This window comes from Streptomyces buecherae (genome assembly GCF_014295035.1).
Taxonomy (GTDB): domain Bacteria; phylum Actinomycetota; class Actinomycetes; order Streptomycetales; family Streptomycetaceae; genus Streptomyces; species Streptomyces youssoufiensis.
The window spans coordinates 6,932,271-6,957,505 of sequence record NZ_CP060404.1 but is presented as its reverse complement, the minus strand read 5'-3'; the positions used below and the strand labels follow the sequence as shown (position 1 = coordinate 6,957,505).

At 72.5% G+C, this 25,235-nt stretch carries 22 protein-coding genes; 9 read left to right on the top strand and 13 right to left on the bottom strand.

Annotated features, from left to right (window positions below; genetic code table 11):
- Positions 1 to 14 precede the first annotated feature (14 nt).
- Positions 15 to 728 (top strand): maleylpyruvate isomerase family mycothiol-dependent enzyme, encoded by a 714-nt coding sequence (locus H7H31_RS27695; protein WP_187064971.1) that lies wholly within the window; start codon positions 15 to 17, stop codon positions 726 to 728.
- A 4-nt stretch (positions 729 to 732) separates the two neighbouring features.
- Positions 733 to 1,389: an MBL fold metallo-hydrolase gene (locus tag H7H31_RS27690; RefSeq protein ID WP_187064970.1), complete on the top strand. Its 657-nt coding sequence runs from the start codon at positions 733 to 735 to the stop codon at positions 1,387 to 1,389.
- A gap of 158 nt (positions 1,390 to 1,547) precedes the next feature.
- Here the strand turns inward: H7H31_RS27690 and H7H31_RS27685 are convergent, their stop codons facing one another.
- From H7H31_RS27685 to uvrB, 4 genes are all read right to left on the bottom strand, one after another.
- The gene (locus H7H31_RS27685; RefSeq protein WP_187064969.1) at positions 1,548 to 2,528 is read right to left on the bottom strand and encodes a TerC family protein; all 981 of its coding nucleotides are present in this window, start codon (positions 2,526 to 2,528) and stop codon (positions 1,548 to 1,550) included.
- Positions 2,529 to 2,837: 309 nt separating this feature from the next.
- Positions 2,838 to 4,811, bottom strand: a complete 1,974-nt coding sequence (locus H7H31_RS27680) for a TerD family protein (protein WP_187064968.1) — start codon at positions 4,809 to 4,811, stop codon at positions 2,838 to 2,840.
- A gap of 287 nt (positions 4,812 to 5,098) precedes the next feature.
- Positions 5,099 to 5,677 (bottom strand): TerD family protein, encoded by a 579-nt coding sequence (locus H7H31_RS27675; RefSeq protein ID WP_187064967.1) that lies wholly within the window; start codon positions 5,675 to 5,677, stop codon positions 5,099 to 5,101.
- A gap of 187 nt (positions 5,678 to 5,864) precedes the next feature.
- Positions 5,865 to 7,991 carry an excinuclease ABC subunit UvrB gene (gene uvrB, locus H7H31_RS27670; protein ID WP_187064966.1) on the bottom strand — a complete coding sequence of 709 codons (2,127 nt, stop codon included), beginning with the start codon at positions 7,989 to 7,991 and terminating at the stop codon, positions 5,865 to 5,867.
- A gap of 183 nt (positions 7,992 to 8,174) precedes the next feature.
- Between uvrB and H7H31_RS27665 the strand changes: the two genes are divergently transcribed.
- A complete protein-coding gene (locus tag H7H31_RS27665; RefSeq protein WP_176161057.1) occupies positions 8,175 to 8,375 on the top strand; it encodes a DUF4177 domain-containing protein in 201 nt (66 codons plus the stop codon).
- Between the two features lie 228 nt (positions 8,376 to 8,603).
- Here H7H31_RS27665 and H7H31_RS27660 read toward each other — a convergent pair whose 3' ends face one another.
- On the bottom strand, positions 8,604 to 9,536 hold the full coding sequence (locus H7H31_RS27660) for a phosphotransferase enzyme family protein (protein WP_187064965.1): 933 nt from the start codon (positions 9,534 to 9,536) through the stop codon (positions 8,604 to 8,606).
- Between the two features lie 113 nt (positions 9,537 to 9,649).
- On the opposite strand from H7H31_RS27660, the gene H7H31_RS27655 reads away from it, so the two are divergent.
- A complete protein-coding gene (locus H7H31_RS27655; RefSeq protein ID WP_187064964.1) occupies positions 9,650 to 10,576 on the top strand; it encodes a glycerophosphodiester phosphodiesterase in 927 nt (308 codons plus the stop codon).
- A gap of 362 nt (positions 10,577 to 10,938) precedes the next feature.
- Positions 10,939 to 11,469 (top strand): methylated-DNA--[protein]-cysteine S-methyltransferase, encoded by a 531-nt coding sequence (locus tag H7H31_RS27650; protein WP_232110375.1) that lies wholly within the window; start codon positions 10,939 to 10,941, stop codon positions 11,467 to 11,469.
- A 58-nt stretch (positions 11,470 to 11,527) separates the two neighbouring features.
- On the opposite strand, the gene H7H31_RS27645 is transcribed toward H7H31_RS27650, so the two are convergent.
- From H7H31_RS27645 to H7H31_RS27635, 3 genes are all read right to left on the bottom strand, one after another.
- Entirely contained in the window at positions 11,528 to 12,172 is a 645-nt protein-coding gene (locus tag H7H31_RS27645) for a nucleoside/nucleotide kinase family protein (protein WP_187064963.1), read from the bottom strand.
- 81 nt (positions 12,173 to 12,253) lie between these two features.
- Positions 12,254 to 12,715 (bottom strand): type II toxin-antitoxin system PemK/MazF family toxin, encoded by a 462-nt coding sequence (locus tag H7H31_RS27640; RefSeq protein WP_187064962.1) that lies wholly within the window; start codon positions 12,713 to 12,715, stop codon positions 12,254 to 12,256.
- A 179-nt stretch (positions 12,716 to 12,894) separates the two neighbouring features.
- Complete coding sequence (locus tag H7H31_RS27635) at positions 12,895 to 13,590, bottom strand: S1 family peptidase (protein WP_187064961.1); 696 nt, start codon at positions 13,588 to 13,590, stop codon at positions 12,895 to 12,897.
- A 503-nt stretch (positions 13,591 to 14,093) separates the two neighbouring features.
- On the opposite strand from H7H31_RS27635, the gene H7H31_RS27630 reads away from it, so the two are divergent.
- Positions 14,094 to 14,417, top strand: coding sequence for a DUF6343 family protein (locus H7H31_RS27630; RefSeq protein WP_222625576.1), 324 nt, complete (start codon positions 14,094 to 14,096; stop codon positions 14,415 to 14,417).
- A 151-nt stretch (positions 14,418 to 14,568) separates the two neighbouring features.
- Here the strand turns inward: H7H31_RS27630 and H7H31_RS27625 are convergent, their stop codons facing one another.
- From H7H31_RS27625 to H7H31_RS27610, 4 genes are all read right to left on the bottom strand, one after another.
- On the bottom strand, positions 14,569 to 14,940 hold the full coding sequence (locus H7H31_RS27625; RefSeq protein ID WP_176161062.1) for a tetratricopeptide repeat protein: 372 nt from the start codon (positions 14,938 to 14,940) through the stop codon (positions 14,569 to 14,571).
- Between the two features lie 316 nt (positions 14,941 to 15,256).
- Entirely contained in the window at positions 15,257 to 15,718 is a 462-nt protein-coding gene (locus H7H31_RS27620; protein WP_187064960.1) for a DUF3592 domain-containing protein, read from the bottom strand.
- A gap of 223 nt (positions 15,719 to 15,941) precedes the next feature.
- Entirely contained in the window at positions 15,942 to 16,544 is a 603-nt protein-coding gene (gene coaE / locus H7H31_RS27615) for a dephospho-CoA kinase (protein ID WP_187064959.1), read from the bottom strand.
- Between the two features lie 234 nt (positions 16,545 to 16,778).
- Positions 16,779 to 17,726, bottom strand: coding sequence for a PAC2 family protein (locus H7H31_RS27610; protein ID WP_187064958.1), 948 nt, complete (start codon positions 17,724 to 17,726; stop codon positions 16,779 to 16,781).
- 368 nt (positions 17,727 to 18,094) lie between these two features.
- On the opposite strand from H7H31_RS27610, the gene H7H31_RS27605 reads away from it, so the two are divergent.
- Entirely contained in the window at positions 18,095 to 19,120 is a 1,026-nt protein-coding gene (locus tag H7H31_RS27605; protein WP_187118112.1) for a right-handed parallel beta-helix repeat-containing protein, read from the top strand.
- Positions 19,121 to 19,238: 118 nt separating this feature from the next.
- Here the strand turns inward: H7H31_RS27605 and rpsA are convergent, their stop codons facing one another.
- Entirely contained in the window at positions 19,239 to 20,750 is a 1,512-nt protein-coding gene (gene rpsA / locus H7H31_RS27600) for a 30S ribosomal protein S1 (protein WP_187060288.1), read from the bottom strand.
- Between the two features lie 370 nt (positions 20,751 to 21,120).
- Here rpsA and H7H31_RS27595 point away from each other — a divergent pair, with 370 nt between their 5' ends.
- Together H7H31_RS27595 and hrpB are read left to right on the top strand one after the other, a co-directional pair.
- A complete protein-coding gene (locus H7H31_RS27595) occupies positions 21,121 to 22,107 on the top strand; it encodes a class I SAM-dependent methyltransferase (RefSeq protein WP_232110119.1) in 987 nt (328 codons plus the stop codon).
- Positions 22,108 to 22,230: 123 nt separating this feature from the next.
- The gene (gene hrpB / locus H7H31_RS27585) at positions 22,231 to 25,080 is read left to right on the top strand and encodes an ATP-dependent helicase HrpB (protein WP_372455980.1); all 2,850 of its coding nucleotides are present in this window, start codon (positions 22,231 to 22,233) and stop codon (positions 25,078 to 25,080) included.
- Positions 25,081 to 25,235: the final 155 nt, after the last annotated feature.

Below are 25,235 nucleotides of genomic sequence, written 5' to 3'. Positions count from 1 at the left end.
ACTAACGTTGGATCATGACTGACTTCGCGCACGACGCGGCTGCCGTGCAGGCTGCCACCGATCGCCTGCTGACCGCGGTGACCCCACTGGACGATGCGGCAGCCGCCCGTCCGTCGCGGTTGCCGGGCTGGACCCGGGGCCACATCCTGGCCCACCTCTCCCGCAACGCCGACGCCATCGTGAACCTCCTCACCTGGGCGCGCACCGGCCAAGAGACCCTGATGTACGCCAACGACGAAGCGCGCAACGCCGATATCGCTCGCGACGCGAACCGTCCGATGCTCGTGCACCTCGACGACCTCCGCACCAGCGCGTTTCGCTTCAACTCAGCAGCCGCGGCCCTCCCCAAGGACCGGTGGGACTATGTGGTCGCCATGCGCAACGCCGTCACCGAACGCGCCGCCCGGCTCCCCTTCCGCCGCCTCATCGAGGTCGAGCTGCACCATGTCGACCTGGACGTCGGCTACGAGCTCACCGATCTCCCGGCCGATTTCGTGCAGCGGGAGGTGGAATTCCTCACCAGCGGCAAGTTCGCCGGCCACGCGGACGTGCCCGCGCTGACGCTGACTGTTCCCGGCGGGCACACCTGGCACACCGGTCGTACCGGAGAGGAGCCCACCACCGTCGAGGGTACGCCCGTCGCGCTGCTCGGTTGGCTCACCGGTCGCTCCGACGGCTCCGACCTCGCCGCGAACGCTCCGCTGCCCACCCTCCCGCCACTAGGCTGAGGCCATGACGTACAGCGGAGCGGTGGAGGTCGGTGGCCCCGCCGACGTGCACGAACTGACCGATCTCATGATCTCCAAGATCGCGGTCGGCCCGATGAACAACAACGCGTACCTGCTGCGGTGCCGGGCCACCGACGAGCAACTCCTCATCGACGCGGCCAACGACTCCGCGCGCCTGCTCGACTTCATCGGCGACGACGGCATCGCCTCGGTCGTGACGACGCACCGACACGGCGACCACTGGCAGGCGCTGGACGAGGTGGTGCGGGTGACCGGAGCGCGCACCCACGCCGGCCGGCACGACGCCGAGGGCATCCCCGTCGCGACCGACGTGCTGGTGGACGACGGCGACACGATCCGGGTGGGGCGGGTCGCGCTCACCGCGCGCCACCTGGTCGGACACACCCCGGGCAGCATCGCCCTGATCTACGACGACCCGCACGGGCACCCGCACGTCTTCACCGGGGACTGCCTCTTCCCCGGCGGCGTCGGCAACACCTGGGGCGAGGAGCGTTCGTTCGCGAGCCTCATCGACGACGTCGAGCGCAAGCTCTTCGACGTCCTGCCCGACGAGACCTGGGTCTACCCGGGCCACGGGGCGGACACCACGCTCGGCGCCGAGCGTCCGCACCTCGGCGAGTGGCGGGAACGCGGCTGGTAGTCGGCTCGCCGCGGGCGTCGCCCGCACAACGGTGCCCCTGACATCGGACGTCAGGGGCACCGTCTTGTGTGCCGCCGCGCACGGCGGCTTCTCGCTCGATATCCCGGAGGGGCGCCGAGCGACGCTTCGCCCGTAGCGCGCCCCTCCGGGTCGACCCGTCAGACGTCGACGCTGTCCTTCTCGGCGTCCGCTTGGGCCTGCTTCTTGGACGCGCGCAGGCTCGTGATCGTGGTGACGACGAGCACCGCGCAGATCACGCCGAGCGAGACCGGGATGCTGATCTCGGGAACGTGCACACCCGACTCGTGCAGCGCGTGCAGCACCAGCTTCACGCCGATGAAGCCGAGGATGATCGACAGGCCGTACGAGAGGTGGACCAGCTTCTTCAGCAGGCCACCGATGAGGAAGTACAGCTGCCGCAGCCCCATCAGAGCGAAGGCGTTCGCGGTGAACACGATGTACGGGTCCTGGGTGAGGCCGAAGATCGCGGGAATCGAGTCCAGGGCGAACAGGACGTCCGTCGTGCCGATCGCCAGCATCACGATCAGCATCGGCGTGATCAGCCGCTTGCCGTTCTGAACGATGAACAACTTGGTGCCGTGGTACTGGTCGGTCGACGGGAAGCGCCGCTCCACGAGCTTCAGGAAGCGGTTCTCCTCGAACTCCTCGTCCTGCTCCTCGGCCCGCGCCTCCTGGATGAGCTTCCAGGCGGTCCAGATGAGGAAGGCGCCGAAGATGTAGAAGACCCAGGCGAAGTTGGCGATGATCGCGGCGCCCGCACCGATGAAGACGGCGCGCAGCACCAGCGCGATGAGCACGCCGACCATCAGCACCCGCTGTTGGTATATCGACGGCACCGCGAACTTCGACATGATCAGGACGAAGACGAAGAGGTTGTCGACGCTCAGCGACTTCTCGGTGATGTAGCCCGCGGTGAACTCACCGGCCGGTTGGCCACCTCCGAACACCCACAGTCCGAGCGCGAAGAGACCGGCGAGGACGATCCACACCACGGTCCAGGTACCGGCCTCCTTGATGGAGACATCGTGCGGTTTGCGGCCACCGATGAAGAAATCGATGGCGATCAGGGCGGACAGACCAACGATGGTCAGCACCCACAGGGTCAAGGAAACGTCCACTGCTCCTCCGGCAGATTGCGTACGGCAACTTCCAGCGTTGTCGCTGCCGGAGGTCTCTTCCGCCTGAGTCGGCAGCGCGTGCTGCCGACGGATCAGGCCGACGCCCCGGGACCGAGGTCCGTGATGACGGGAACGTCGCCGTAGGGAGTACTCCCCTCCGCACCAAGAGAGTACAGGGAAAGCCAAGGAATAGTAAAGAGAGTAAAGAGAGAGCTAAAAGCGCAGAACGCGGGGGCGTCCCGGCGCCTCGACCACCGGCTCGGGGTCGAGGCGCCGGGGCGCCCGTCGGCTGTCAGCGCGCGGCTGCCGTCAGTCCGCGATGTCGTGCTCCCCGTAGGACTCCCGGGCCCGGGTCACCTGGCTCAGCACGCGCGTCAGGACCTCGCTGCCCTGGGGCGCCAACGACGGCTCGAACGTCCACGCGTGGCCGACCCAGGGATCGGCGAGGTGGTCGTCGGCTACCGGGGTGACCCGCAGCAGGGCGCGCCACAGCGGGTCGAGCACCGGCCCGTAGGCCCGCGCGTCCTCCCGGTCGGCCACCATCATCAGGTGCACCCCGACGGACGGCCCCTCGTCCGCGAGGTACCGCAACTGGTTCACCGCCCGGTCGTCGAACCCGTGCGGGAAGTCGTTGACGATCAGCAGTTGCTGGGCGGTGTCCAGGTCCCGTGGGAGGGCGTCGACGGCGCCGCTGCGCACCGCCATCTGCACCAGGTCGACCCGCTGGGTCAGCTTCGCCAGCACCGCCGCCACGCCCCGCGCCCCGAGCGCCGGCGCCTCGGGCAGCACGCCCGTGCTGGTCAGCGGGGTGAGCGCGGCGGCGCCCGCCCCCGCGGGGTCGATCACGTGCACCGTGAACTCGCCCGCCGGGTAGACGGCGATCAACCGTGCCGCGTGCGCCACGGCGCTCTCCATGGCCAGCCGGCGCATCTCCGTGGAATCCACCATGGCCGCGTCCGAGGACCCGCCACGTCCGCTGTCCACCCACAGCCCGCGCTCCAACGGCAGCCGGACGATCATGGGTATGCGCAGGTCCGTGCGCTCGGGCAGGTGCAGATCGCCCAGGCGCAACGCCATGGGCATCTCCATCGGCACCTCGTACGCCTGCCACACCGGGCTGCTCCAGCGGGCGTAGGCCGGTGGTAGCGCCGGCTCGACCACCTCAGCCTCGGCGACGAGCTGGGCCAGGTCGCGGTCCAGCACGGCCCGGGCCTGCTCCACGAGTCGCGTGTGCTTGTCGCGCGCCTCGGTGCGTGCGGCGTCCGCGAGCGGCCCGACACGCGTCCGCGGGTCGGAGAGGACCGCGTCGAGCTCCTTCTCCATCCGCGAGTCCGCGAAGTCGACCGCGCTGCGATAGGCGGCCGTGCTCCGCGCCAGGTCCTCGAACATGCCCCAGACCTGGTTGTACAGCCGCTCCTCCATCGTCCAGCCCGCGGCGTCGCCCGCCACGGGTCGCGGCGGCTGGCCCTGCGGACCGGGCTGCGAGGCGGCCGGGGGCGGGGTCGGCGCGGTGGTCCGTCGGCCCGGGTGCTGGTAGTTCACGGGGCCGCCGGATCGCGCGGCCGAGGCGTCCGCGCCGCTCGGGTCCGGCGCGCCGATCGGGGCGGGAGTCGCGCCGGCCGCCGCGGGGCCGGGCGCGCTCGCTCCCTGCGTCGGCTCTCCCCCCGTGGTGGCCGTCCGCACCCGGCCGTCGCCGCCGTTGGTCCGCGCCGGCGGCGTGAGCGACCTGGCCATGCCGCGCGCCACCGCGTCGTTGATCTCCGTGGCCAGCGTGGCCGCTTCGGGCAGCCCCTGGTCGTGGAGCATGGCCGCGAGACCGCCCGCGTACCCCTGGCCGACGGCTCGGACCTTCCAGGCCCCGTTCCTGCGGTACAGCTCCAGCGCCGTGACGGCGGACTCCGCGTCGAGGTCGGTGATGGTGAACGTGGCGATCTCGTCCCCGTCGAGGTCGGTCACCGCGACGAACGGGGCGACCAGGCCGCCGAACCGCACCGGCCCGCCCACCCCGGTGGGCAGCGCGAGCAGCACGGTGACCGTGTGGACGGCCTCCGGCATCGCGCCGAGATCGACCGCGAGGCGGTGGTCGGCCGCGGCCTGCCGGGACACCTCGAGTCCCGGCATCTGCGGAGCGGCGGGATGCGCGACCCAGTCGGCGCTCCGCACCTTTCCCTGGTCGTCTCCGAGTGTCGCTCCGGCAACGACGGGCTTGCCCGCCGCTATCCGGACCTCCAAACGGGTCTGAGGCAGCGGGTGGTTCTGCCCCCGGACCAGCTCGGCCGTCATCACTGCGCCCTCTCGTTGGTGGTGTGCTGGGTGCGCCGAATCGCCGTGACGCGCGGTCGGCCTGGCTGTCGTACGGGTGGGGCGGCGGGACCGGGCCGATGCGACGGGGTCCCGCGTGCTCGGGGTGCCGCGTCGCGGGGGCCGGCTGTCGTACGCGCCGGTCGCCGCTGCCCGCGCGCGGCTCGGCCGCGCGGCAGGTTCGGGTACGCGCCGCGCCCCGTGCCCTCCCGGTCGAGCGGCCGGGCCGGCAGGGGCGCGCGGCGATCGGACGTACCCGGTGCCGGTCCTTACAGGTGCGGGACGATCGACGGCATCAGGTCCTGGAACGTACGGCCGTTGGCCGGCGTGCCGAGGGCCGTCATCTGCCAGCCGTTGCCCGCGCGGTGCACCTTCGCCATGATCTGGGCCGTGTACTGCCCGCCGCCCGTGAGCGTGTAGCGCGCCATCTCCTGGCCGTTGGTCTCGTCCACCAGGCGGCAGAAGGCGTTGGCGACCTCGGCGAAGGTCTGGCCGGTGAAGGAGTTGACGGTGAACACGATCTGGTCGATGTGCACCGGAACACGCTGCAGGTCGACCAGGATCGACTCGTCGTCGCCGCCCTGCCCCGCGCCGCCGACGAGGTTGTCGCCGGTGTGCCGGACCGAGCCGTCGTCGCTCGTCAGGTGCCGGAAGAACACCACGTCCACCGGCTGCTTGTCCGCGAAGAGCACGGCCGACGCGTCGAGGTCGACCTCCTTGGTCCGCGACCCGAACAGGCCACGGCGGGGCGCGGACTGCCAACCCAGGCCCATCCGAACGGCGGTCAGAGTGGCGCCGTCGGCCTTCTGAAGGCTGATGGCCTGGCCCTTGGACATGTTGACCGTCACGCGCTGTACCTCTCTCGCTGCTTCCCCGGCCGCCCGTCTGTACGGCCTGTTCGAACCCTATGCACTGCGCCCGCGGCTCTGACCACCCACGTGCGGCTTTGTGTCGCTCTTGCAACACACCGCCGGAGCCGCCCCCTCGCCGACCGTCTCCGCACGCGCTGGCGGCGCGCTCGGCCCGCCTGCCCCGTCAGGCCAGCCCGGCCTCACGCATCTGTCGCAGCTCCTTTTTCAGCTCGCCCACCTCGTCGCGCAGCCGCGCCGCGATCTCGAACTGGAGGTCCGCCGCGGCGGCTCGCATGCGTTCGGTCATCTCCTCGATGATCCCGGCGAGTTCGGCCGCCGGGCGGTCCGTCGGCGTGGTGTCCTTGCCCTTGGCGGCCTTGCCGCGCGTGGACTGCTTGGCCAGCGCGGGCACGGGGGCCTTGCCCTTGCCCTTGTCGGGCTGGCGGTAGCCGGTACCGAGCAGTTCCTCGGTGTCGACCTCCTCGCGGGCGATGGTCGCGACGATGTCGTTGATCTTCTTGCGGAGCGGCTGCGGGTCGATGCCGCGCTCCGTGTTGTAGGCGATCTGCTTCTCGCGGCGCCGGTTGGTCTCCTCGATGGCCATGGCCATGGCGCGGGTGACCTTGTCGGCGTACATGTGCACCTGGCCCGAGACGTTGCGCGCCGCGCGGCCGATGGTCTGGATCAGCGACGTCCCCGAGCGGAGGAAGCCCTCCTTGTCGGCGTCGAGGATGGCCACCAGGGAGACCTCCGGCAGGTCGAGGCCCTCGCGCAGGAGGTTGATGCCCACCAGCACGTCGTACTCGCCGGCGCGCAGTTCGCGCAGCAGCTCGACGCGGCGCAGCGTGTCGACGTCGCTGTGCAGGTACCGGACCTGGATGCCCAGCTCGACCATGTAGTCGGTGAGGTCCTCGGCCATCTTCTTGGTGAGCGTGGTGACCAGGACGCGCTCGTCCTTCTCGGTGCGCAGGCGGATCTCGTGGATCAGGTCGTCGATCTGGCCCTCGGTGGGCTTGACCACGACCTCGGGGTCCACCAGACCGGTGGGGCGGATGATCTGTTCCACGAACCCGTCGCCACGGGCGAGTTCGTACTTGCCGGGGGTGGCCGAGAGGTAGACGGTCTGACCGATGCGGGTCAGGAACTCCTCCCACTTGAGCGGGCGGTTGTCCATGGCGGACGGGAGCCGGAAGCCGTGTTCGACCAGGGTGCGCTTGCGGGAGGCGTCGCCCTCGTACATGGCGCCGATCTGCGGAACGGTCACGTGCGACTCGTCGATGACCAGGAGGAAGTCCTCCGGGAAGAAGTCGAGCAGCGTGTGCGGCGCGGAGCCGGGTTCGCGACCGTCGATGTGCAGCGAGTAGTTCTCGATGCCCGAGCAGGTGCCGATCTGGCGCATCATCTCGATGTCGTACGTGGTACGCATCCGCAGCCGCTGGGCCTCCAGCAGCTTGCCCTGCTTCTCCATCCGGGCGAGCGTGTCGGTCAGCTCGGCCTCGATGCGGGTGATGGCCTTCTCCATGCGCTCGGCACCCGCCACGTAGTGGCTCGCCGGGAAGACGTGGAGCTCCTGGTCCTCGGAGATCACCTCGCCGGTCAGCGGGTGCAGCGTGGACAGCGCCTCGATCTCGTCGCCGAACATCTCGATGCGGACGGCCAACTCCTCGTAGACCGGGAAGATCTCGATGGTGTCGCCGCGCACCCGGAAGGTGCCCCGGGTGAACGCCATGTCGTTGCGCGTGTAGTGGATGTCCACGAAGCGCCGCAGGAGGCGGTCGCGGTCGACCTCGTCGCCGAGCTTGAGGTGGACCATGCCCTTGACGTACTCCTGCGGCGTGCCCAGGCCGTAGATGCAGGAGACGGAGGCCACGACGACCACGTCACGGCGGGTGAGGAGCGAGTTGGTCGCGGAGTGGCGCAGTCGCTCGACCTCCTCGTTGATCGAGGAGTCCTTCTCGATGTAGGTGTCCGACTGCGGTACGTACGCCTCCGGCTGGTAGTAGTCGTAGTACGAGACGAAGTACTCCACCGCGTTGTTCGGCAGCAGCTCGCGGAACTCGTTGGCGAGCTGGGCCGCCAGGGTCTTGTTCGGCGCCATGACCAGCGTGGGCCGCTGCAGCTTCTCGATCATCCACGCGGTGGTGGCCGACTTGCCCGTACCGGTCGCGCCGAGCAGGACGACATCCTTCTCACCTGCTCGGATGCGCCGCTCGAGCTCGGCGATCGCCGCCGGCTGGTCGCCGCTCGGTTGGTAGGGGCTGACGACCTCGAAGGGCGCCACCTTGCGTTGGATCTGGGATACGGGCCGCATGGAACTACCGTACGGCTCACCACTGACAACGGCCTCGGCACAGCCCCGTAGCCTGGCGTCTCGCCAGCCCACGGCAATGGCGTTACGCGTCGGATCGATCACTCTTCGCATCATTCCGAACATGCCAGGAGCCCCAGACAGCCAGTTCACGGCACGGGCGCAACGAACGAAAGGCCATCGACCATGTACGAGTACAAAGTGATCCAGATTCGCGAAAAGCTGATCGGCGGCAAGATGTCGCCCGACAAGATCGAGGATCTGCTGAACAAGCACGCGGCCGACGGGTGGCAGCTCAAGGCGATGACGGCCGCCGACGTGAAGGGGCGCATAGGCCCCGGCGGCGTGGAGGGGCTGCTCGTCACGTTCGAGCGCCCGCGCCGCTGACGCCCCGGGTCGGGCTGCCGGGCCCCGGACGGGCCGCGCGAGCCGCCGGTCCGGGGCCGACAGCGCGCGCCGGCCCCTCGCGCGGACCGCGCGACGCCCCGACGGCGCGCACGCGGCCTCCGCCCCGTCACGGCCGACAGCGCGCGGCACGGACAGTCGCGGCGCGGGCACGGAGCGCACGTCACGCCCGTAGGGTCCGGCCCTCCGCGGAGCGGGCGATCCGGCCGGTCAGGGTCGTAGCGACGCGAAGGCGGCCATCCGCCGCTCGTGGTAATCGACGTCCTCGGCGTCGTGCGACACCCCACGGGCGACCGCCGACGCGTAGGCTGCCGCCTCCCGCCGCAACCGGTGCCGCATGAGTTGCGCCATGTCCGTGTCGTCCAGCTTGTCGACCGTGCCGCCCTCCGCCAGATAGGCGTCCACGAACCGACGGCAGGCGGCCCAGTCATCGCCGAACTCGCCGGCGAACTCCAGGGCCGCGCCCGCCAGTTCCACCTCGGGCGGGGCGACCAGTGCCTCGTCCCAGTCCAGCACGGCCACCAGCCGACCGTGGGCGTCCACCAGCAGGTTGCCGTGGTAGTAGTCGCCGTGCAACGGATGCTCCCGCCGGGCCTCGCGGGAGAACGCGGCCAACCAGGCGTCGAGCGCCGGGTCGCGCAGGGCGGGATGCGCGTACGCCACCTCGCCACGCAGCCCGACCGCCAGGTCCGCGACCACCGGGCGCCCGGGCACGACCGCCCCGGACAGCGCCCGGTGCAGCCGGGCGAGCAACCGCGCCGCCTGCTCCGCCTGCCGCGCGTCCGTTTCGCCGGCCCAGCCGCCCTCCACGTACGGCCACAGCGAGACGGGCCTGCCCTGTGCCCACACGACCGTACGGCCATCAGGCGTACGCAGCGGCACCACGGCCTCGGCCAGCCCGCCCCGCGCCGCGCACCGGGCCACCGCGTGGCACCACTCGGCCTCCTCGGACGTGCGCCGGTGCGGCCCGACGCGCACCACCACGGCGCGCGGCGAGCCGGCACCGCTCGTATCGTTCACGTGATAGGCGGCAGACTCCTCGCCGCCGTAGAGGCGACGCGCGTCACCACCGAGTTCGACCCCCCATGCCTGCCCGACGACTGTCCTGATTCGCCCCGAAAGCGGTATGTCCGCGAAGGACACGGCGCACCTCTCGTTCAGTTCCTGTCCATCCCACACCTATCTCTCGGTACGGAATGACTGGGACTCTCTGCCCGTCCTGCCCGTCTCAGAGTCACCCGACGCGAGGAGTCCCCATGCACATCCGTTCCGTCGCCGCAGCTTCCGGCATACTCCTGGGAGCGTCCGCCCTCCTCCTGCCCGCAGCGTCGGCCCAGGCCGCTGACCACCCGCACAGACCGGTCACCGTCGCCCACCGTGGCGCGTCGGCCTACGCGCCGGAGAACACGCTCGCCGCCGTGGACGCCGCCGCCGACCGGGACATCGACTGGGTCGAGAACGACGTCCAGCGCACCAAGGACGGCAAGCTGGTGATCATCCACGACACCACGCTGAACCGCACCACCAACGTCGAAGAGGTCTTCCCCGACCGCACGTCGTGGAAGGTCTCCGAGTTCACGCTCAAGGAGATCAAGCGGCTGGACGCGGGAAGCTGGTTCGGCCCCGAGTTCGCCGGCGAGCGCGTGCCGACGCTCGCGCAGTACATGAACCGGGTGAGCAGGAACCACCAGAAGCTGCTGATGGAGCTCAAGGCCCCCGAGCTGTACCCCGGCATCGAGCGCCAGACGCTGAACGAGCTGCGCCGCCAGGGGTGGCTCGACCGCCAGCACGTCAAGCACCGGCTGATCATCCAGAGCTTCAGCGCCGATTCGGTCAAGACCACGCACGAGCTGCGCCCCGACGTGAAGACGGGCTTCCTCGGCACGCCGGCCGTGGCCGACCTGCCCAAGTACGCGAAGTTCACGGACCAGATCAACCCGAGCCACACGACCGTCAGTTCCGACTACGTCGCCGCCGTGCACGCGCTGCGCGGCGCGCACGGCAGGCCGCTGGAGGTCTACACCTGGACCGTGAACGACGCCGCGAAGGCGGTCAAGGTCGCCGACATGGGCGTGGACGGGATCATCACCAACTACCCCGACGTCATCCGTGACGCGGTGGGGCACAAGGCCAAGCCCGCCGCCGGCCGGAACGCGGTACCGACGGCGAGCGCGGCGGCGTAACACCCGCCCGCCACGGCCGTCGCGGACCCCGGCACGGAGCGCCGCTCCGCGAAGCGGGCGGGCCCGACCGTCCTCGACTGGGGCGGTCGGGCCCGCCGCGCACGCGTACGACGTGGTCCGCGCGTCCGACATCGCCAGGTTCGCCCCGCCGACGCGCCCGCGCATCCGGTCCCCGCGCTCCGCGTTCTCGCAAGTCAACGGCGATTGTCAGTACGGCGATCTACGCTGAACGCGTGAACATCTCAGAGCAGGCGGAGCCGGCAACGCGCGCGGCCCGCCCCGCGGCCACGGCGCCCGAGCGGGCGTCGGACCGGGAGTCGGCCCAGGCGGACGGCGGGGCGGCCCGGGCGGGCGGTCGCACCGTGGCCTGGCAGACCATCGACACACCGATCGGCCCCCTGTTGCTCGCCATGACGGAGCAGGGCCTGATCCAGGTGGTCTTCCACGCCAACGCGGCGAGAAGCGCCGACGCCCTCGACCGACTCGGCCGCCGGTTGGGGATCGCCGTGCCCTCCTCCCCCTCGCCCGAGCACCCGCTGGTCGCCGCGGCGGTCCGGCAGTTCGAGGCGTACTTCGACGGCGAACTGCGGGACTTCACCCTGCCCCTGGACTGGTCGCTGATCTCGGGCTTCAACCGCCGGGTGCTGCGCGAGCTGGCGGCCCACGTCCCGTACGGCACCGTGGTCGGGTACCAGGATCTCGCCGTCAGGGCGGGTGAGCCGGACGCCGCCCGCGCGGTCGGCGTGGCCATGGGGGCGAACCCGATTCCGGTCGTCGTGCCCTGTCACCGCGTCGTCGAGAGCGACGGCGGCATAGGTGGCTTCGGAGGCGGCCTGGAGATGAAGCGCACGCTGCTCGCGCTGGAGGGCGTGCTGCCGCAGCCGCTGTTCTAGGCCACTCGGCCCCTGTCGCGTGGCCGCTTCGGCGCGCGCGGGGCCGGCGGAGGCCCGGTCACGGGGTATCCCCGCCGTTCCACGCCGGGTGGCGGGGGTCGTCGGCACGTACGACCACATCGGCGCTCTCGGCGGGGCACACCTCCGCCTCGTAGCGGGCGAACGCGGGCAGGGTCCACTGCTGGTCCTGCCCCGTCCGCCGGGCGAGGGCCGCCGGAGACAACCGGAGGTGCACCGAGAGGTCGAACGGGAACCAGTGGCCGAGCAGCAGCGGCCCGTGGACCACCAGTACGCCACCGGGCGGCAGCGACACGTAGGGCGAGCGCGTCGCACGGTCGGTGACCGGGTCCCACAGGTCGGGCAGCACGCGCCCGGAACCGCCCGCGTCGAGGGGGTTGAACACCTCGCGCCACAAGGCGCCGACGTCGGTCCATCCGTCGTAGTACGCGTCGACGTCCTGCCGGCCGAACTCGTAGCGCAGCGACGCGGGACGCAGGAACCCGGCCGTGGCCACCACCAGTACGGACCGGCCGCGCAGCCGCAGGGCGTCGGCGAGCCGCTGGGCGAGCGCGTCGCCGTGCGCGGCCGGCGCGCCGTCCACCGCCACTCGCGGCCAGGGGCCGCCGTCCGCGGCCTCGGTCCGCGTCACCCGGTCGGCGAGCGCGTCGGTCAGCCGTTCCCAGGAGATCGCTTCGAGCCGCACACTCCCATCATGCCGGCCGTCCCCGGCGCGCCCACCCGCGCCCCGGTACGCGGCGCACGGGGCGCCGCAGCGACGGGCCCCTCAACGCCAGCCGTAGCGGCGCCGCAGCCGGACCACGACCCGGTCGAAGAGCGGGCGGGCGAGTGCGCACGCCTCGCGGCGCATGCCGTCGCGGTGCACGCGCAGTACCCGGTCCAGGTCCACCCACGACTCCCTCCCGGCGCTGTCCCACGGCCCCGACCCGATCGGCACCCACTCGCGGTCCTCGTCGTGCCGCTTGCTCGACAGCCGTACGGCGAGCAGGGTGCCGGCCTGCTCCCGCGCCACGACCAGCACCGGCCGGTCCTTGCCCCGCCCGTCGTTCTCCTCGTACGGCACCCAGGTCCACACGATCTCCCCGGGGTCTGGTTCGCCGTCCGGGTCGGGGGCGTACTCGGTGCGCACCGGGCCGACCTGTTCTGGGCGAGCCTCGACCGTGGCCGACGGCCCCAGCCGTCCGGGGTTGTCGGGTGTGCCGTGCGGAGCGTTGGGTGCTGAGGTCATCCGGACACGCTAGCCCGCGCGGCGCTGGGTGCCGTGAGCGCGGGTCCTGGCCGGCCCGGGAGAGCGCCGGCCGCGCCTACCCCTGGCCGGCGCGGCGCAACAACGGGCGCCTCGGATGCGGCGAGCGGGGGCGCGTCATCGCCCGCGGCGGTAACCGGGGGCGGAATTGCGCCAACGGGTCAGCGCAACACCAGTCCGTGCTCGGCCAGCACCGGAATGATCGGCTTGTAGTACGTCCGGCCAGCGGTGCGGCAACCGCCACCCGAGTGGAAGATGAAGCCCAACGCCTTGTCACCGGCGAACGCGGGGCCGCCGACGTCCCCACGCTCCGAGCACGCGTTGGAGGTGAACAGGCCGGTCACCAGCCCCTCGGGGAAGTTCACCGAGACGTTCACCGACTGCACGATGCCGCACCCGTAGAGGGTCACTCGCCCGATGTGACACATCGAGTGCCCGACGACGGGACGTGCGGCACCGGTGATGTCCACGAGCTTGCCCGTGCTGAGCCGGATCTCGCCGGGGAACGAAACGGCCGTGTTGGTGTAGCGGATGAGACCGTAGTCGGAGGTGGGGAAGCCCGCGCCTTCCGTGCGTCCGATGGATATCGTCCGCGCCGAGTCCGCGTACCAGGTGGTGTCCGTCTCCGCGCAGTGCCCGGGAACGATGCCGTACGGGCTGCCGCTCTTCTCCGCGTTGAAGCCCACCACACAGGTGCCGCCGCTGCCGGCGTAGATCACGTCCCCGCCCGCGACGACGGTCTGCCGGTCCGCGGCGGCAGCGGGCGGGGCCCCGGCGAGAAGCAGCGCGCACACGGCGAGCAGTACGCCTAACCACATCGGGCGCGGCGCGCGGGCGGCGGAGGGGCGAGGTCTCATGGTTCCTCCCAGGTCGGGCGAGCAGGGCATCCTTGGCTGCGCTGAACCGGCGGAGGTCCGCCACACGCGTGGCGCCGACAGCGGCAAGTATGGAGCGGGGCCGGCGCCCGAGGGCACCCCCGTGCGCCGACTCGGCGGCCGGGCCCGCCACTTCGGCTCGGGCCCGTAGGGTTCGCTCCAAGTCCGGGCCCGTGCGCGGTGCGTCGCCGAAGAAGGCCCTCCGCGCGCCGCGAACGCGAGCCCCCCGCGCCCACTGGTCGGCGGCGGACCCGCCGCGCCCACGCAGCGGAACACCCACGCCATGCGGAGGAGGCGTCCGCCCGTCGCGGACGGCTCCCGCGAGGACCGGCGGCACATACGGGATCGACCACGTAGAGCGGCGGCGATGGGCGTGGCTCGCTCACGCCGCCGGCGGCGGGCCGGCACGCCTCCGCCACCGCGCGCGACGACCGTCCGGGCGCCCCGTTGGCAGGAGTACTTTGGATCGTGGGAGATGTGTTGCGATGCTCCGTACCGGCGATGAGCCCCTCCACGCGCGCAGCCCCCTACGGCTGCGCCTCGGCCTGGCCCTGTGGGGTCTGGCCTGGGCCGTCGCGGGCGCCGTCGCCTTCGCCGGCGTCGGCAGGCCCGGCTGGGCCACGGCCTGCACGGTGATCGCCGGCGTGGCGGCGCTCGATGTCGGATGCGTCCTGCGGCGCCTCCGGCAGGGGCCGCACTACCAACCCGGCCGAGACGTGCCACCGTACGAACCCCTCAGCGACGGTGCCGTCGGAGCCCGCCACGCGAACGATGGCGCCGCCTGGCGGCACCGCCGCCGCGCGCGTTGACCGGGAGTCGAACGTCAGGGAAGGTCGCCTGCGTCGGTGCTCGGTAGGGCGTGCCGCCGCGTGCCGCACTCCTCCGCGCCGCGGCTGGGCAGGCGCCCCGCGCGGCGGCCTCCCGGGGAGCGGGAGGCCGCCGCGCGGCCGCGTACACCTGTCAGCCAGCGTCCCCGAACCGGGCCGCCGCGATGAAGTCCGGGCGGGGGTCGAGGGCCGCGGCCAGCCGGAAGTGACGCGTGGCCTCGTCGGGACGACTGGCACGCTCCAGCGTGCGCCCCAGCGCGAAGTGCGCGAAGGCGTTGTCGGGCTCGCGCTCCAGGACGTGCTGGAACTCCAGCTCGGCCGCTCGTAGTTGGGCTCCGAGGAAGAACGCCCGGGCCCGCAGGAGTCGCGCCGCGGTGTTGTCCGGGTGCGCGGATATGACGGAGTCCAGCAGCTTCACGGCACCCCGCGGGTCACGCGCCGCGAGCAACTGCTCCGCCGCGCGGTAGTCGATCACATGCGTCTCGGGCGTGGGCTGCCTGGTCACTGCCGTCTCCTCTCCCGGTTCTCCCGGTCACTGGTCGCCGGCTCACTCATGGGCGATGAGGTGCCGTTGGCACCCCGCGCCGCCGTACGAGCCCGTCGGGCTGCGTGCCAACGCGCGCCTCGCGATGCGAGATCGCAGACTCTCGCGGCCTCGCGAGATGGTGCCAACGAGGTCCACAACGGTCTGCCCCGGAACTGTATTCCCGCGCCGTCAGCCGCTCACGCGCGCACGCTCCCCCTAACGGCGGCCCTGTTGGCCCCGCCGCCGCACGCCACACCGCCCCCACGCGCTCGGTCGCGCGCGGCAGCGCTCCCGCTCACGGGGCGAACACCAGGACCAGCAGGCCGAGGAACATCCAGGCCACCCCCGCACCGGCGAAGCCGTAATCCCAAACGAGGCGTTCCCGACGGTGGATGACGAGCGTGCGCGGATCAGCCGGGTCGTAGCGGATGAGGACGTGCTTGCCGATGGTCAACGGCTGCTGACGGGACGGCGGCACCGGGCAGACGACCTCGATGACCCGCTCGTCCTCCGTGGTGAACTGCAACCGCGGGCGCCCCCCGACGTGCGACCGCACCGTCCGCTCCCCCTCGGCCTGCCCGTCCCCCGCACCGGCCGGGCCCGACGTCTGGAGCGCTGGCTTGATCAACGCCCAGGCCGCGACCCCGCCGCCGCGTAGGCGCCACACGTGCCGAAGGCCGGCCAACCCGGCCACCAGGGACACCGCGCCGCCGACGACCGCAAACAGCCCCACCACCGAGGCAGGCCCGTACGCCATGCTTGCCCTCCCCCTCGCTTTCGCTCGCGACGCGCGCCCCGCACGCACGCCCCCGACCCGCGACCCCGTCGCTCCCCAACCTCGCTGCGCCGCCGCGCTGGCGCCGAGCGCGCCGCTGCACGGTGCCGGCGCGGCGCGCGTCAGCTCAGCGGATCGGCGGGACCGGTGTCGCTCACGCGCCACTGACCCGGCACGCTCAGCGTCCCGCGCGGCCGGGGCGCCGCTATGCGGAGGCCGCTCGCTCTTTGAGCTGCTCCCACACCTTCCTGACCTGTGGCTCCAGCGCCTCCAGCGGACCGTCGTTGTCCACGATCAGGTCGGCTACGGCCTTACGCTGTTCCCGTGTCGCCTGGGCCGCCATCCGGGAGCGCGCCTCTTCCTCGGTCATGCCGCGCAGCCGCACCAGTCGGTCGAGCTGCGTCTGCGGCGAGGCGTCCACGACCAACACGAGATCGAAGAGGGGCGCCAGACCGTTCTCCGTGAGGAGCGGTACGTCGTGGACGACGATGGAATCGGCTCCCGCCTCGCTCTCCAGCTCGGCGGAACGGTCTCTCACCAGCGGGTGGACGATCGCGTTGAGGGCCGCCAGTCGTTGCGGATCGGCGAAGACGACGGAGCCGAGCTTCGGCCGGTCAAGCCGCCCCTCGCTGTCCAGGATCTCCTCGCCGAACTCCGCCACCACCGCGGCGAGTCCGGGAGTCCCCGGCTCCACCACCTCGCGCGCGATCTTGTCGGAGTCGATCACGACCGCCCCGTAGGAGGCGAGCAGCCGTGACACCTCGCTCTTGCCCGCACCGATTCCGCCCGTCAGCCCCAGCTTCAGCATGCGCTCAGCCTATGCGGCCAGCCTCGCGCGAACAGGGCCCACCCCGGCGCGGCCCGCCGGCCACACCACACACAGGCCGCAGCCCTCGCTCGCCGCCGCAACGCCCCGCAGACCTCGACCGCGCATCGCTCCCCTGCCACACCGCCGCACCGCCCTTCGCCTCGACGACACGTCGCCGCCGCGCTTCCAGATCGCCGCAGCGGCGCACCGCCGACGCCACGCCACAGGGCTGGCTCAGACGTCGCCGTCGCGCTCCGCGCGCTCGGCGAGGAACTGCTCCAGCTCCGCGCCGAGTTCCTCCGCCGACGGCAACTCGGCGGGTTCGGCGACGAGGCTGCCGCGCGTCTCGGCGCCGGCTATCGCGTCGTACTGGTGCTCCAGGCCCCGGACCAGGGACACCAACTCCTCGTCGCCCTCGGAGATCTGTCGTTCGATCTCCTCCTGGGTACGGAGGGCCGCGGTCCGCAGGCTGTGGGCGACCCCCGGCAGCACGAGGCCCGTTGCCGCGGTGACCGCCTCAAGCGCCGTCAACGCCGCGTCCGGGTAGGGCGACCTGGCCACGTAGTGCGGTACGTGCGCCGCCACGCCGAGCACGTCGTGCCCGGCCTCGCCGAGTCGGAACTCGATCAGCGACTCGGCGCTGCCCGGCACCTGGGCCTCGTCGAACAGGCCCTGGTAGCCCGGCGTCAGGTCGACCCGGTTGCCGTGCGGCGTCAGGCCGACCGGCCGGGTGTGCGGCACGCCCATGGGTATGCCGTGGAAGTTGACCGTGAGTCGTACGCCGAGCCGCTCCACGACCTGACGCACGGCCGCCGCGAAGCGCTCCCACTCCACGTCCGGCTCGGGGCCCGACAGCAACAGGAAGGGCGCGCCAGTGGCGTCGCGCACGAGGTGGAGCTCGATCACGGGCGTCTCGTAGGCCGTCCAGCGGTCGCGCTCGAAGGTGAGCAGCGGACGCCTGGCCCGGTAGTCCACGAGCCGGTCGTGGTCGAAGCGCGCAACGACCTGGTGTGGCAGGCCCTTCAGCAGCTTCTCCACGATCTGCGCGCCCGTCTCACCCGCGTCGATGTAGCCATCGAAGTGGTAGAGCAGCACCAGCCCGGCCGAGTCGCGCGACGATATCGCGTCCACCGCCGCGAGCCCGCTCGGCTCCCATGCGTACAAGTCCTGGGGTTCCAACACCGTGAGCGCTCCTCCTCGTTCTCGTTGAGGCCAACGCCGCCGTCACCGCCCGCATTCCCGGTGATCACTTTCGTTGTACGGACCGGGGCGCGAACGCCAGGCCAGGCTAGACGAGCCGGGCCGGAGCCGGGACACGGTTCGCGACGGACCGGGCCGCGCCGGGTCGAGCCACGCCTGAGGAGGTCGGACCGGACGAGGTCGGATCGCGCGACGATGCGCCGCGGCCCCGCCCCCTGTTGACGCGTTCACGTAATGCCCCTACGTTCCCGACCCGTCCCGGCGTACGCGTCACACGCGCCCACCCCACCGACACGACGCCCCACGCGCCAGCAGCCCCACACACCACCCCCGGCCCAGAGGCAGCCCCCATGCGCACTCGCCCCGTCCGCCCCAGCCGCCCCCGCCGCTCGCGCGGCCCGCTCTCGCTGTCCATCACGGCGCTCGCCTGTGGCGGGCTGCTCGCCGCTGGGTCCGCCCTCCAGGGCCCCGCCCACGCCACGCCCGTCCACTCGGCCGCGACCATTCCCGTCTCCTCCGCCCAGCAGCTCAAGGACGCGCTCGCCGCCGCCAAGCCGGGCGACACCATCAAGCTGGCCGACGGCACCTACCGCGGGAACTTCAAGACCACGCGCGCCGGCAGTCGCGACTCCCCCATCACCCTGATCGGCTCGGCCCGGGCCGTCCTGACCGCCGGGGGCGGCTACGGCCTGCACCTGAACGGGGCCGACGGCTGGAGCCTGCGCGGCTTCACGGTCACCGGCGGTCAGAAGGGCATCGTCCTGGACGAGGCCGACGAGGTGCACATCGATGGCGTCACCGTGCACGACCTCGACATGGAGGGGGTGCACTGGCGCACGTCCAGCTCCGACGGCTCGATCAGGAATTCCACGATCCGGAACACCGGCACCAACGGTCGCGGCATGGGCGAGGGCGTCTACGTGGGCAGCGCCGGCGGCACCTCGGACAGGAGCGACAACATCCTGATCGAGAACAACACGCTGGGCCCGGGCATCGGCGGCGAGAACATCGACATCAAAGAAGGCACCACCGGCGCCCGGATCATCGGCAACACCTTCGACGGCGGCGGCCTGACCGGCGCGAACTACGACGACTCATGGGTGGACATCAAGGGGAACGACGTCCTCGTCGAGAACAACGTCGGCAAGCGCACCACCAACGACGGCTACCAGACGCACGAGGTACAGGACGGTTGGGGCTGTCGCGCCACGTTTCGCGGCAACAAGTCCGACCTCGCCGGGTCCACCGGGCCCGACCGGTACGCCATCAACGTGACCAACTACGACGCGCGAAGCTGCCCCGTCACGGTCACCCGCGACAACACCGTCTCCGGCGGCAGGGGCCTGACCAACCCCGGCGTCCCCGTGCGCGACTGAACCGCTCGCGACGGCCCCGCGAACGTGGGGGTCCCGGCAACGGGAAACAGCGAAGGCCCACCCCTCGCGTAGAGGGGTGGGCCTTCGCCGTCAGCTAGTGCTCAGCAGGGGGAGAGCTTCAGCTCTGCCCACCGGCCAGCTTCTCGCGGAGGGCAGCCAGCGCCTCGTCGGAGGCCAGGGCACCGGAGGTGTCGTCCGACTCGGAGGAGTACGAACCACCGGAGACGTTGCCCCCGCCGCTCGCACCGCCGGCGGCCGGAGCGGCAGCGCCCTCGGCAGCGGCCTGCTCGTCGGCCTCGCGGGACTTGATGACCTGCGCCTGGTGCTGCTCGAAGCGGGTCTGGGCCGTGGCGTACTGGCCCTCCCACTCCTCACGCTGCTTCTCGTAGCCCGGCAGCCAGTCGTTGGCCTCGGGGTCGAAGCCCTCGGGGTAGATGTAGTTCCCCTGGTCGTCGTACGAGGCGGCCATGCCGTACAGCGTCGGGTCGAACTCGACCGAGGCCGGGTCGGCGCCGAAGGACTCGTTGGCCTGCTTCAGCGAGAGGCTGATGCGGCGGCGCTCCAGGTCGATGTCGATGACCTTGACGAAGATCTCGTCGTTGACCTGGACGACCTGCTCCGGGATCTCCACGTGGCGCTCGGCCAGCTCGGAGATGTGCACCAGGCCCTCGATGCCCTCGTCGACGCGGACGAACGCGCCGAACGGGACGAGCTTGGTGACCTTACCCGGGACGACCTGCCCGATCTGGTGGGTCCGGGCGAACTGCTGCCACGGGTCTTCCTGGGTCGCCTTGAGCGACAGGGAGACGCGCTCGCGGTCCATGTCGACGTCGAGGACCTCGACCGTGACCTCCTGGCCGACCTCGACGACCTCGGAGGGGTGGTCGATGTGCTTCCAGGAGAGCTCGGAGACGTGCACGAGGCCGTCCACGCCACCCAGGTCCACGAAGGCACCGAAGTTGACGATGGAGGAGACGACGCCCGAGCGCACCTGACCCTTCTGCAGGGTGGTGAGGAAGGTCTGGCGGACCTCGCTCTGGGTCTGCTCCAGCCAGGCACGGCGGGACAGGACCACGTTGTTGCGGTTCTTGTCCAGCTCGATGATCTTGGCCTCGAGCTCCTTGCCCACGTAGGGCTGGAGGTCGCGGACGCGGCGCATCTCCACGAGGGAGGCCGGCAGGAAGCCACGGAGGCCGATGTCGAGGATGAGACCACCCTTGACGACCTCGATGACGGTACCGGTGACGATGCCGTCCTCTTCCTTGATCTTCTCGATGGTGCCCCAGGCACGCTCGTACTGGGCGCGCTTCTTCGAGAGGATCAGGCGGCCTTCCTTGTCCTCCTTCTGGAGAACAAGGGCTTCGATCTCGTCACCGACGGCGACGACCTCGTTGGGGTCGACGTCGTGCTTGATCGAGAGCTCGCGGCTCGGGATGACACCTTCGGTCTTGTAACCGATGTCGAGCAGGACCTCGTCCCGGTCGACCTTCACGATGACGCCGTCGACGATGTCGCCGTCGTTGAAGTACTTGATCGTCTCGTCGATCGCGGCGAGGAAGGCTTCCTCGTTACCGATGTCGTTGACCGCTACCTGCGGGGTGGTGGCGGTGGTCTCGGTGCTGCTCGTCATGTGGGAAAGGGCTCCGGTACGGACATTGAAGTCGTAGGTACTGCTACGCCGGGAGCCCGTATCGCACTGCCGAAGTCGGCCAGCCTTGGAGGCGTGAGCTTCGCGGTCTCCCCGGAGGGAAAGCCACAAGCGCCTCGACAACCGAGGGGACATACAACAGATGCAAGCGCAACCTGCTCCGTCTGAGGTACGCAGGCTCGCAGCGCAACTTGTAGCATACGGGGGCAGCCGGGCAGGGTCAATGCGCGAAGAGCGCACGTGGGAAGCGAAACGCCAGTGGCCCGGCGTACGTGTGGTCCGGGCCGCCATCGGGGGTCACTCACGGTGTTCGCGGCCGCAGGTCGATTCAGAGAGTACGACGACACCGACGATGAGCCAAGACCGCCGGCCGACCGACGCGCCCGACGCCTCCACAGCGCCCGAAAGTGGCCCACCCGGCCCGTCATCCGCACCTCCCCACGCCCCTGCGCGCGCCGCGGCCGGCGTCGCGCGGGACGCCGTGGACGACGTGCTGGCCGCCGCGCGGGACCGTGCGGACGGGGACGAGGACGACGTCACCGCGACCCGGCGCCGCGCCGGGGACGACGAGAGCAACCGGGCCAGCCGGGGCTGGTGGGACCGCAACGCCGACGAGTACCAGGACGAACACGGCGCGTTCCTCGGCGACGACCGGTTCGTCTGGGGCCCGGAGGGCCTGGACGAGGAGGAGGCCGGGCTGCTCGGCCCGGTCGCGGGGCTCAGGGGGCGCAGGGTGCTGGAGATCGGGGCCGGGGCCGCGCAGTGTTCGCGCTGGCTCGCCGCGCGGGGCGCGCGGCCGGTCGCGCTCGACCTCTCGCACCGCCAGCTCCAGCACGCCCTGCGGATCGCGGACGGGGCCTCGCCGGCCGCGTCGGTACCGCTGGTGCAGGCCGAGGCGGGCCTGCTGCCCTTCGCCGACGGCAGTTTCGACCTGGCGTGTTCGGCGTACGGGGCGGTCCCCTTCGTGGCCGACCCGGTGCGGGTGATGCGCGAGGTGCGGCGCGTGCTGCGGCCCGGCGGGCGCTGGGTGTTCTCGGTGACGCACCCGATCCGCTGGGCCTTCCCCGACGAGCCGGGCCCGGAGGGGCTCTCGGTCGCGGCCTCCTACTTCGACCGCACGCCCTACGTCGAGCAGGACGCGGCCGGGCACGCCGTCTACGTCGAGCACCACCGGACGCTCGGCGACCGGGTCAGGGACGTGGTGAGCGGCGGCTTCCGGCTCGTGGACCTCGTCGAGCCCGAGTGGCCGCACTGGAACACGCAGGAGTGGGGCGGCTGGTCCCCGCTGCGCGGCCAGCTCATCCCGGGCACGGCGATCTTCGTGTGCGAGCGGGACTGATCGTTCCGCCCGCGCGCGTCGCGGCCGGGGGTTGTCGCCCGGGCTGACTGACTGACTGGCTGAGCGGACCCTGGCTTGGGGTGGGCTCGGGCCCCGTGGCGAGCGGACGGCCACGCCGTGGCGATGTCAGTGGTCGCTGCGAGGATAGGACGCGTGACGATCCGTACTGACGTGCTCGACCACCTGCCCGTCCGCAGCGCCGTGCCCGCGCTGTGGGACGCCCTCGAGGCGCGCGGGACCGCCGTGCTGTGCGCGCCGCCCGGTACGGGGAAGACGACGCTGGTCCCGCTCGCCCTGGCCGGGCTGCTGCGTCCCGGTGGTCCGGTGCGGCGGGTGGTGGTGGCCGAGCCGCGGCGGATCGCGGCCCGGGCGGCGGCGCGCCGGATGGCCTGGCTGTTGGGCGAGGAGGTCGGCGAGCGGGTCGGCTTCACGGTGCGTGGCGAGCGGCGGGTCGGGCGGCGGACCGTGGTCGAGGTGGTGACCACCGGCGTGCTTCTGCAAAGGCTGCAACGCGATCAGGAATTGGCCGGCGTGGCCGTCGTGATGCTGGACGAGTGCCACGAGCGGCACCTCGACGCGGACACCGCCGCCGCGTTCCTGCTCGACGTACGGGCCACGCTGCGGCCCGATCTGTGGCTGGTGGCGGCCTCGGCGACGACGGACGCGGAAGGCTGGGCCGCGCTGCTCGGCGGGGCCGCCGCCGGCTCGACCACGCCGGCGGGCGGCGTGCCGGCCGGCGGCGCTCCGGGGTCGGCCGACGGTGGGTTCGCCGTCCCCGCTACCGCAACGGGGGGCGGCGAGGCGGGCGGGGACCCGGCGAGCGGGCCGAGCGGTGCGGCGCGGGACGCGACGGACGAGGGCCGGGGCGCGGGGGTTCGGGGCGCGGGCGACCAGGTTCGGGGCGCGGGGGGCGGCGGCGCCCCCATCGTGACCGCGCACGGCACGGCCCATCCCGTGGACGTGGTGTGGGCGCCGCCGGAGCGGGCCGTGCGGCCGGCGCACGGCATGCGGGTCGATCCGGTGCTGCTGGAGCACGTCGCGGCCGTGGTGCGGCGGGCCCTGCGGGAGCGGGACGGTGACGTTCTCTGCTTCCTGCCGGGGGTCGGGGAGATCAGCCGGGTGGCCGGGCAGCTCGGGGGCGGGGAGCGGCTGGGCGCCGAGGTGCTGCAGGTGCACGGGCGGGCGCCGGCGGCGGTGCAGGACGCGGTGTTGGCGGGCGGTACCGGCCGGCGTCGGGTGGTCCTGGCCACCTCGGTCGCCGAGTCGAGCCTGACGGTTCCCGGGGTGCGGGTGGTGGTGGACGCGGGGCTGGCCCGGGAGCCGCGCACCGACCACGCGCGGGGGCTCGGCGCGCTCACGACCGTGCGGGCCTCGCGGGCCGCGACGCGGCAGCGGGCTGGCCGGGCTGGACGCGAGGCGCCCGGTGTGGTGTATCGCTGCTGGTCAGAGGCGGACGACGCGCGGCTGCCGCGTTGGCCGGCGCCGGAGATCGCGGTGGCCGACCTGGCGTCGTTCGCCCTGCACTGCGCGTGTTGGGGCGACCCCGACGCCTCGGGCCTCGCGCTGCTCGACCCGCCACCGGGTGGGGCCATGACCGCCGCCCGGGAGGTGCTGGTGGCGATCGGCGCGACCGACGACGCGGGCCGGGTGACGGAGCGAGGGGCGCGCATGGCGCGGCTGGGGCTGCACCCCCGACTGGCGCGGGCGCTTGTCGACGGCGCGCGCGAGGTGGGGCCGCGCCCGGCGGCCGAGGTGGTGGCCCTGTTGAGCGAGGAGCCGCCACGGGAGTACGGGGACGATCTGAGCGCCGCCCTGCGCGCCGCGCGGCGCGGCGGTGACGCCTACGCCGGGCGCTGGCGCGCGGAGGCGCGCCGGTTGGCGGGGGCATTGGGCGAGGTGCGGGGCGACGGTGCGGGCGCGGGCCCGGGAGGCGGCGGTACGGGGAGCGGCGCGTCGCGGGATGGTGGCGGGCAGGGGGCGGGGTTCGACGACGCGGTCGCCGGGCTGGTGGCCGCGTTGGCCTTCCCCGAGCGGGTGGCACGGGCGCGCGGGGGCGGCGCGCTGCTGATGGCGTCGGGCACGGGCGCGGAGTTGGCGGCCGGGTCCGGGTTGCGGGAGGCGGAGTGGCTGGCCATCGCGGTGGCCGACCGGCCGGTCGCCGCCGCGTCCGCGCGGGTGCGGCTCGCCGCGGTGATCGACGAGGAGACGGCGCGGACGGCGGCGGCCACGCTCCACACCACCGCCGACGAGGTCGGCTGGTCCGTCGACCGCGGCGATCTGGTGGCCCGCCGGGTCGAGCGGCTGGGACGTATCGAGGTGCGCGTCAAGCCGCTCGCGAGACCCGATCCGGAGCGGGTGCGGGAGGGGCTGCTCGACGGGCTGCGCGGCGAAGGGCTCGGGCTGTTGCGCTGGTCGGCCGACGCCCGCTCGCTCCGGCAGCGGATGGCCTTCGCGCACCGGGTGCTGGGCGAGCCGTGGCCCGACGTGAGCGACGCGGCGTTGCTGGATCGGGCCGACGCGTGGCTGGCCGGCGTGCTGGACCGCGCCCGTGGCCGGGCTGACCTGGGGCGGGTGGACGCCGGCCAGGCGCTGAGCCGGCTGCTGCCGTGGGCCACGGGGGACGCGGCGCGGTTCGACGAGTTGGTGCCGGAGCGGATCGAGGTGCCGAGCGGATCGCGGATACGGGTGGACTACGCGGAGGAGCAGCCGGTGCTCGCGGTGAAGCTCCAGGAGTTGTTCGGCTGGCAGGAGACGCCCCGGATCGCCGGCGGACGGGTGCCCGTCGTCGTGCATCTCCTGTCGCCGGCCGGCCGCCCGGCCGCCGTCACCGCCGATCTGGCGTCGTTCTGGCGCGAGGGCTACCGCTCCGTACGGGCCGAGTTGCGCGGCCGGTACCCGAAGCACCCCTGGCCACAGGACCCGTCGGCGGCCGAACCCACCCGGCACACCGCGGCACGCGCACGGTGGGGGTAGCGGGGGCGGGGCGGGGCCCGCGGCGGCGGGTGACGCCCCGGGCCGGCGGCGGGCGCGCCGCGAAGCGTGGGGTTCGTCGCGTGGACGGGCGCTCGGGCCGCGACGGACCGGGCGCCGGCGGGAGGGTTTCCCGTCGGCGCCCGGTGTGAAGCTGA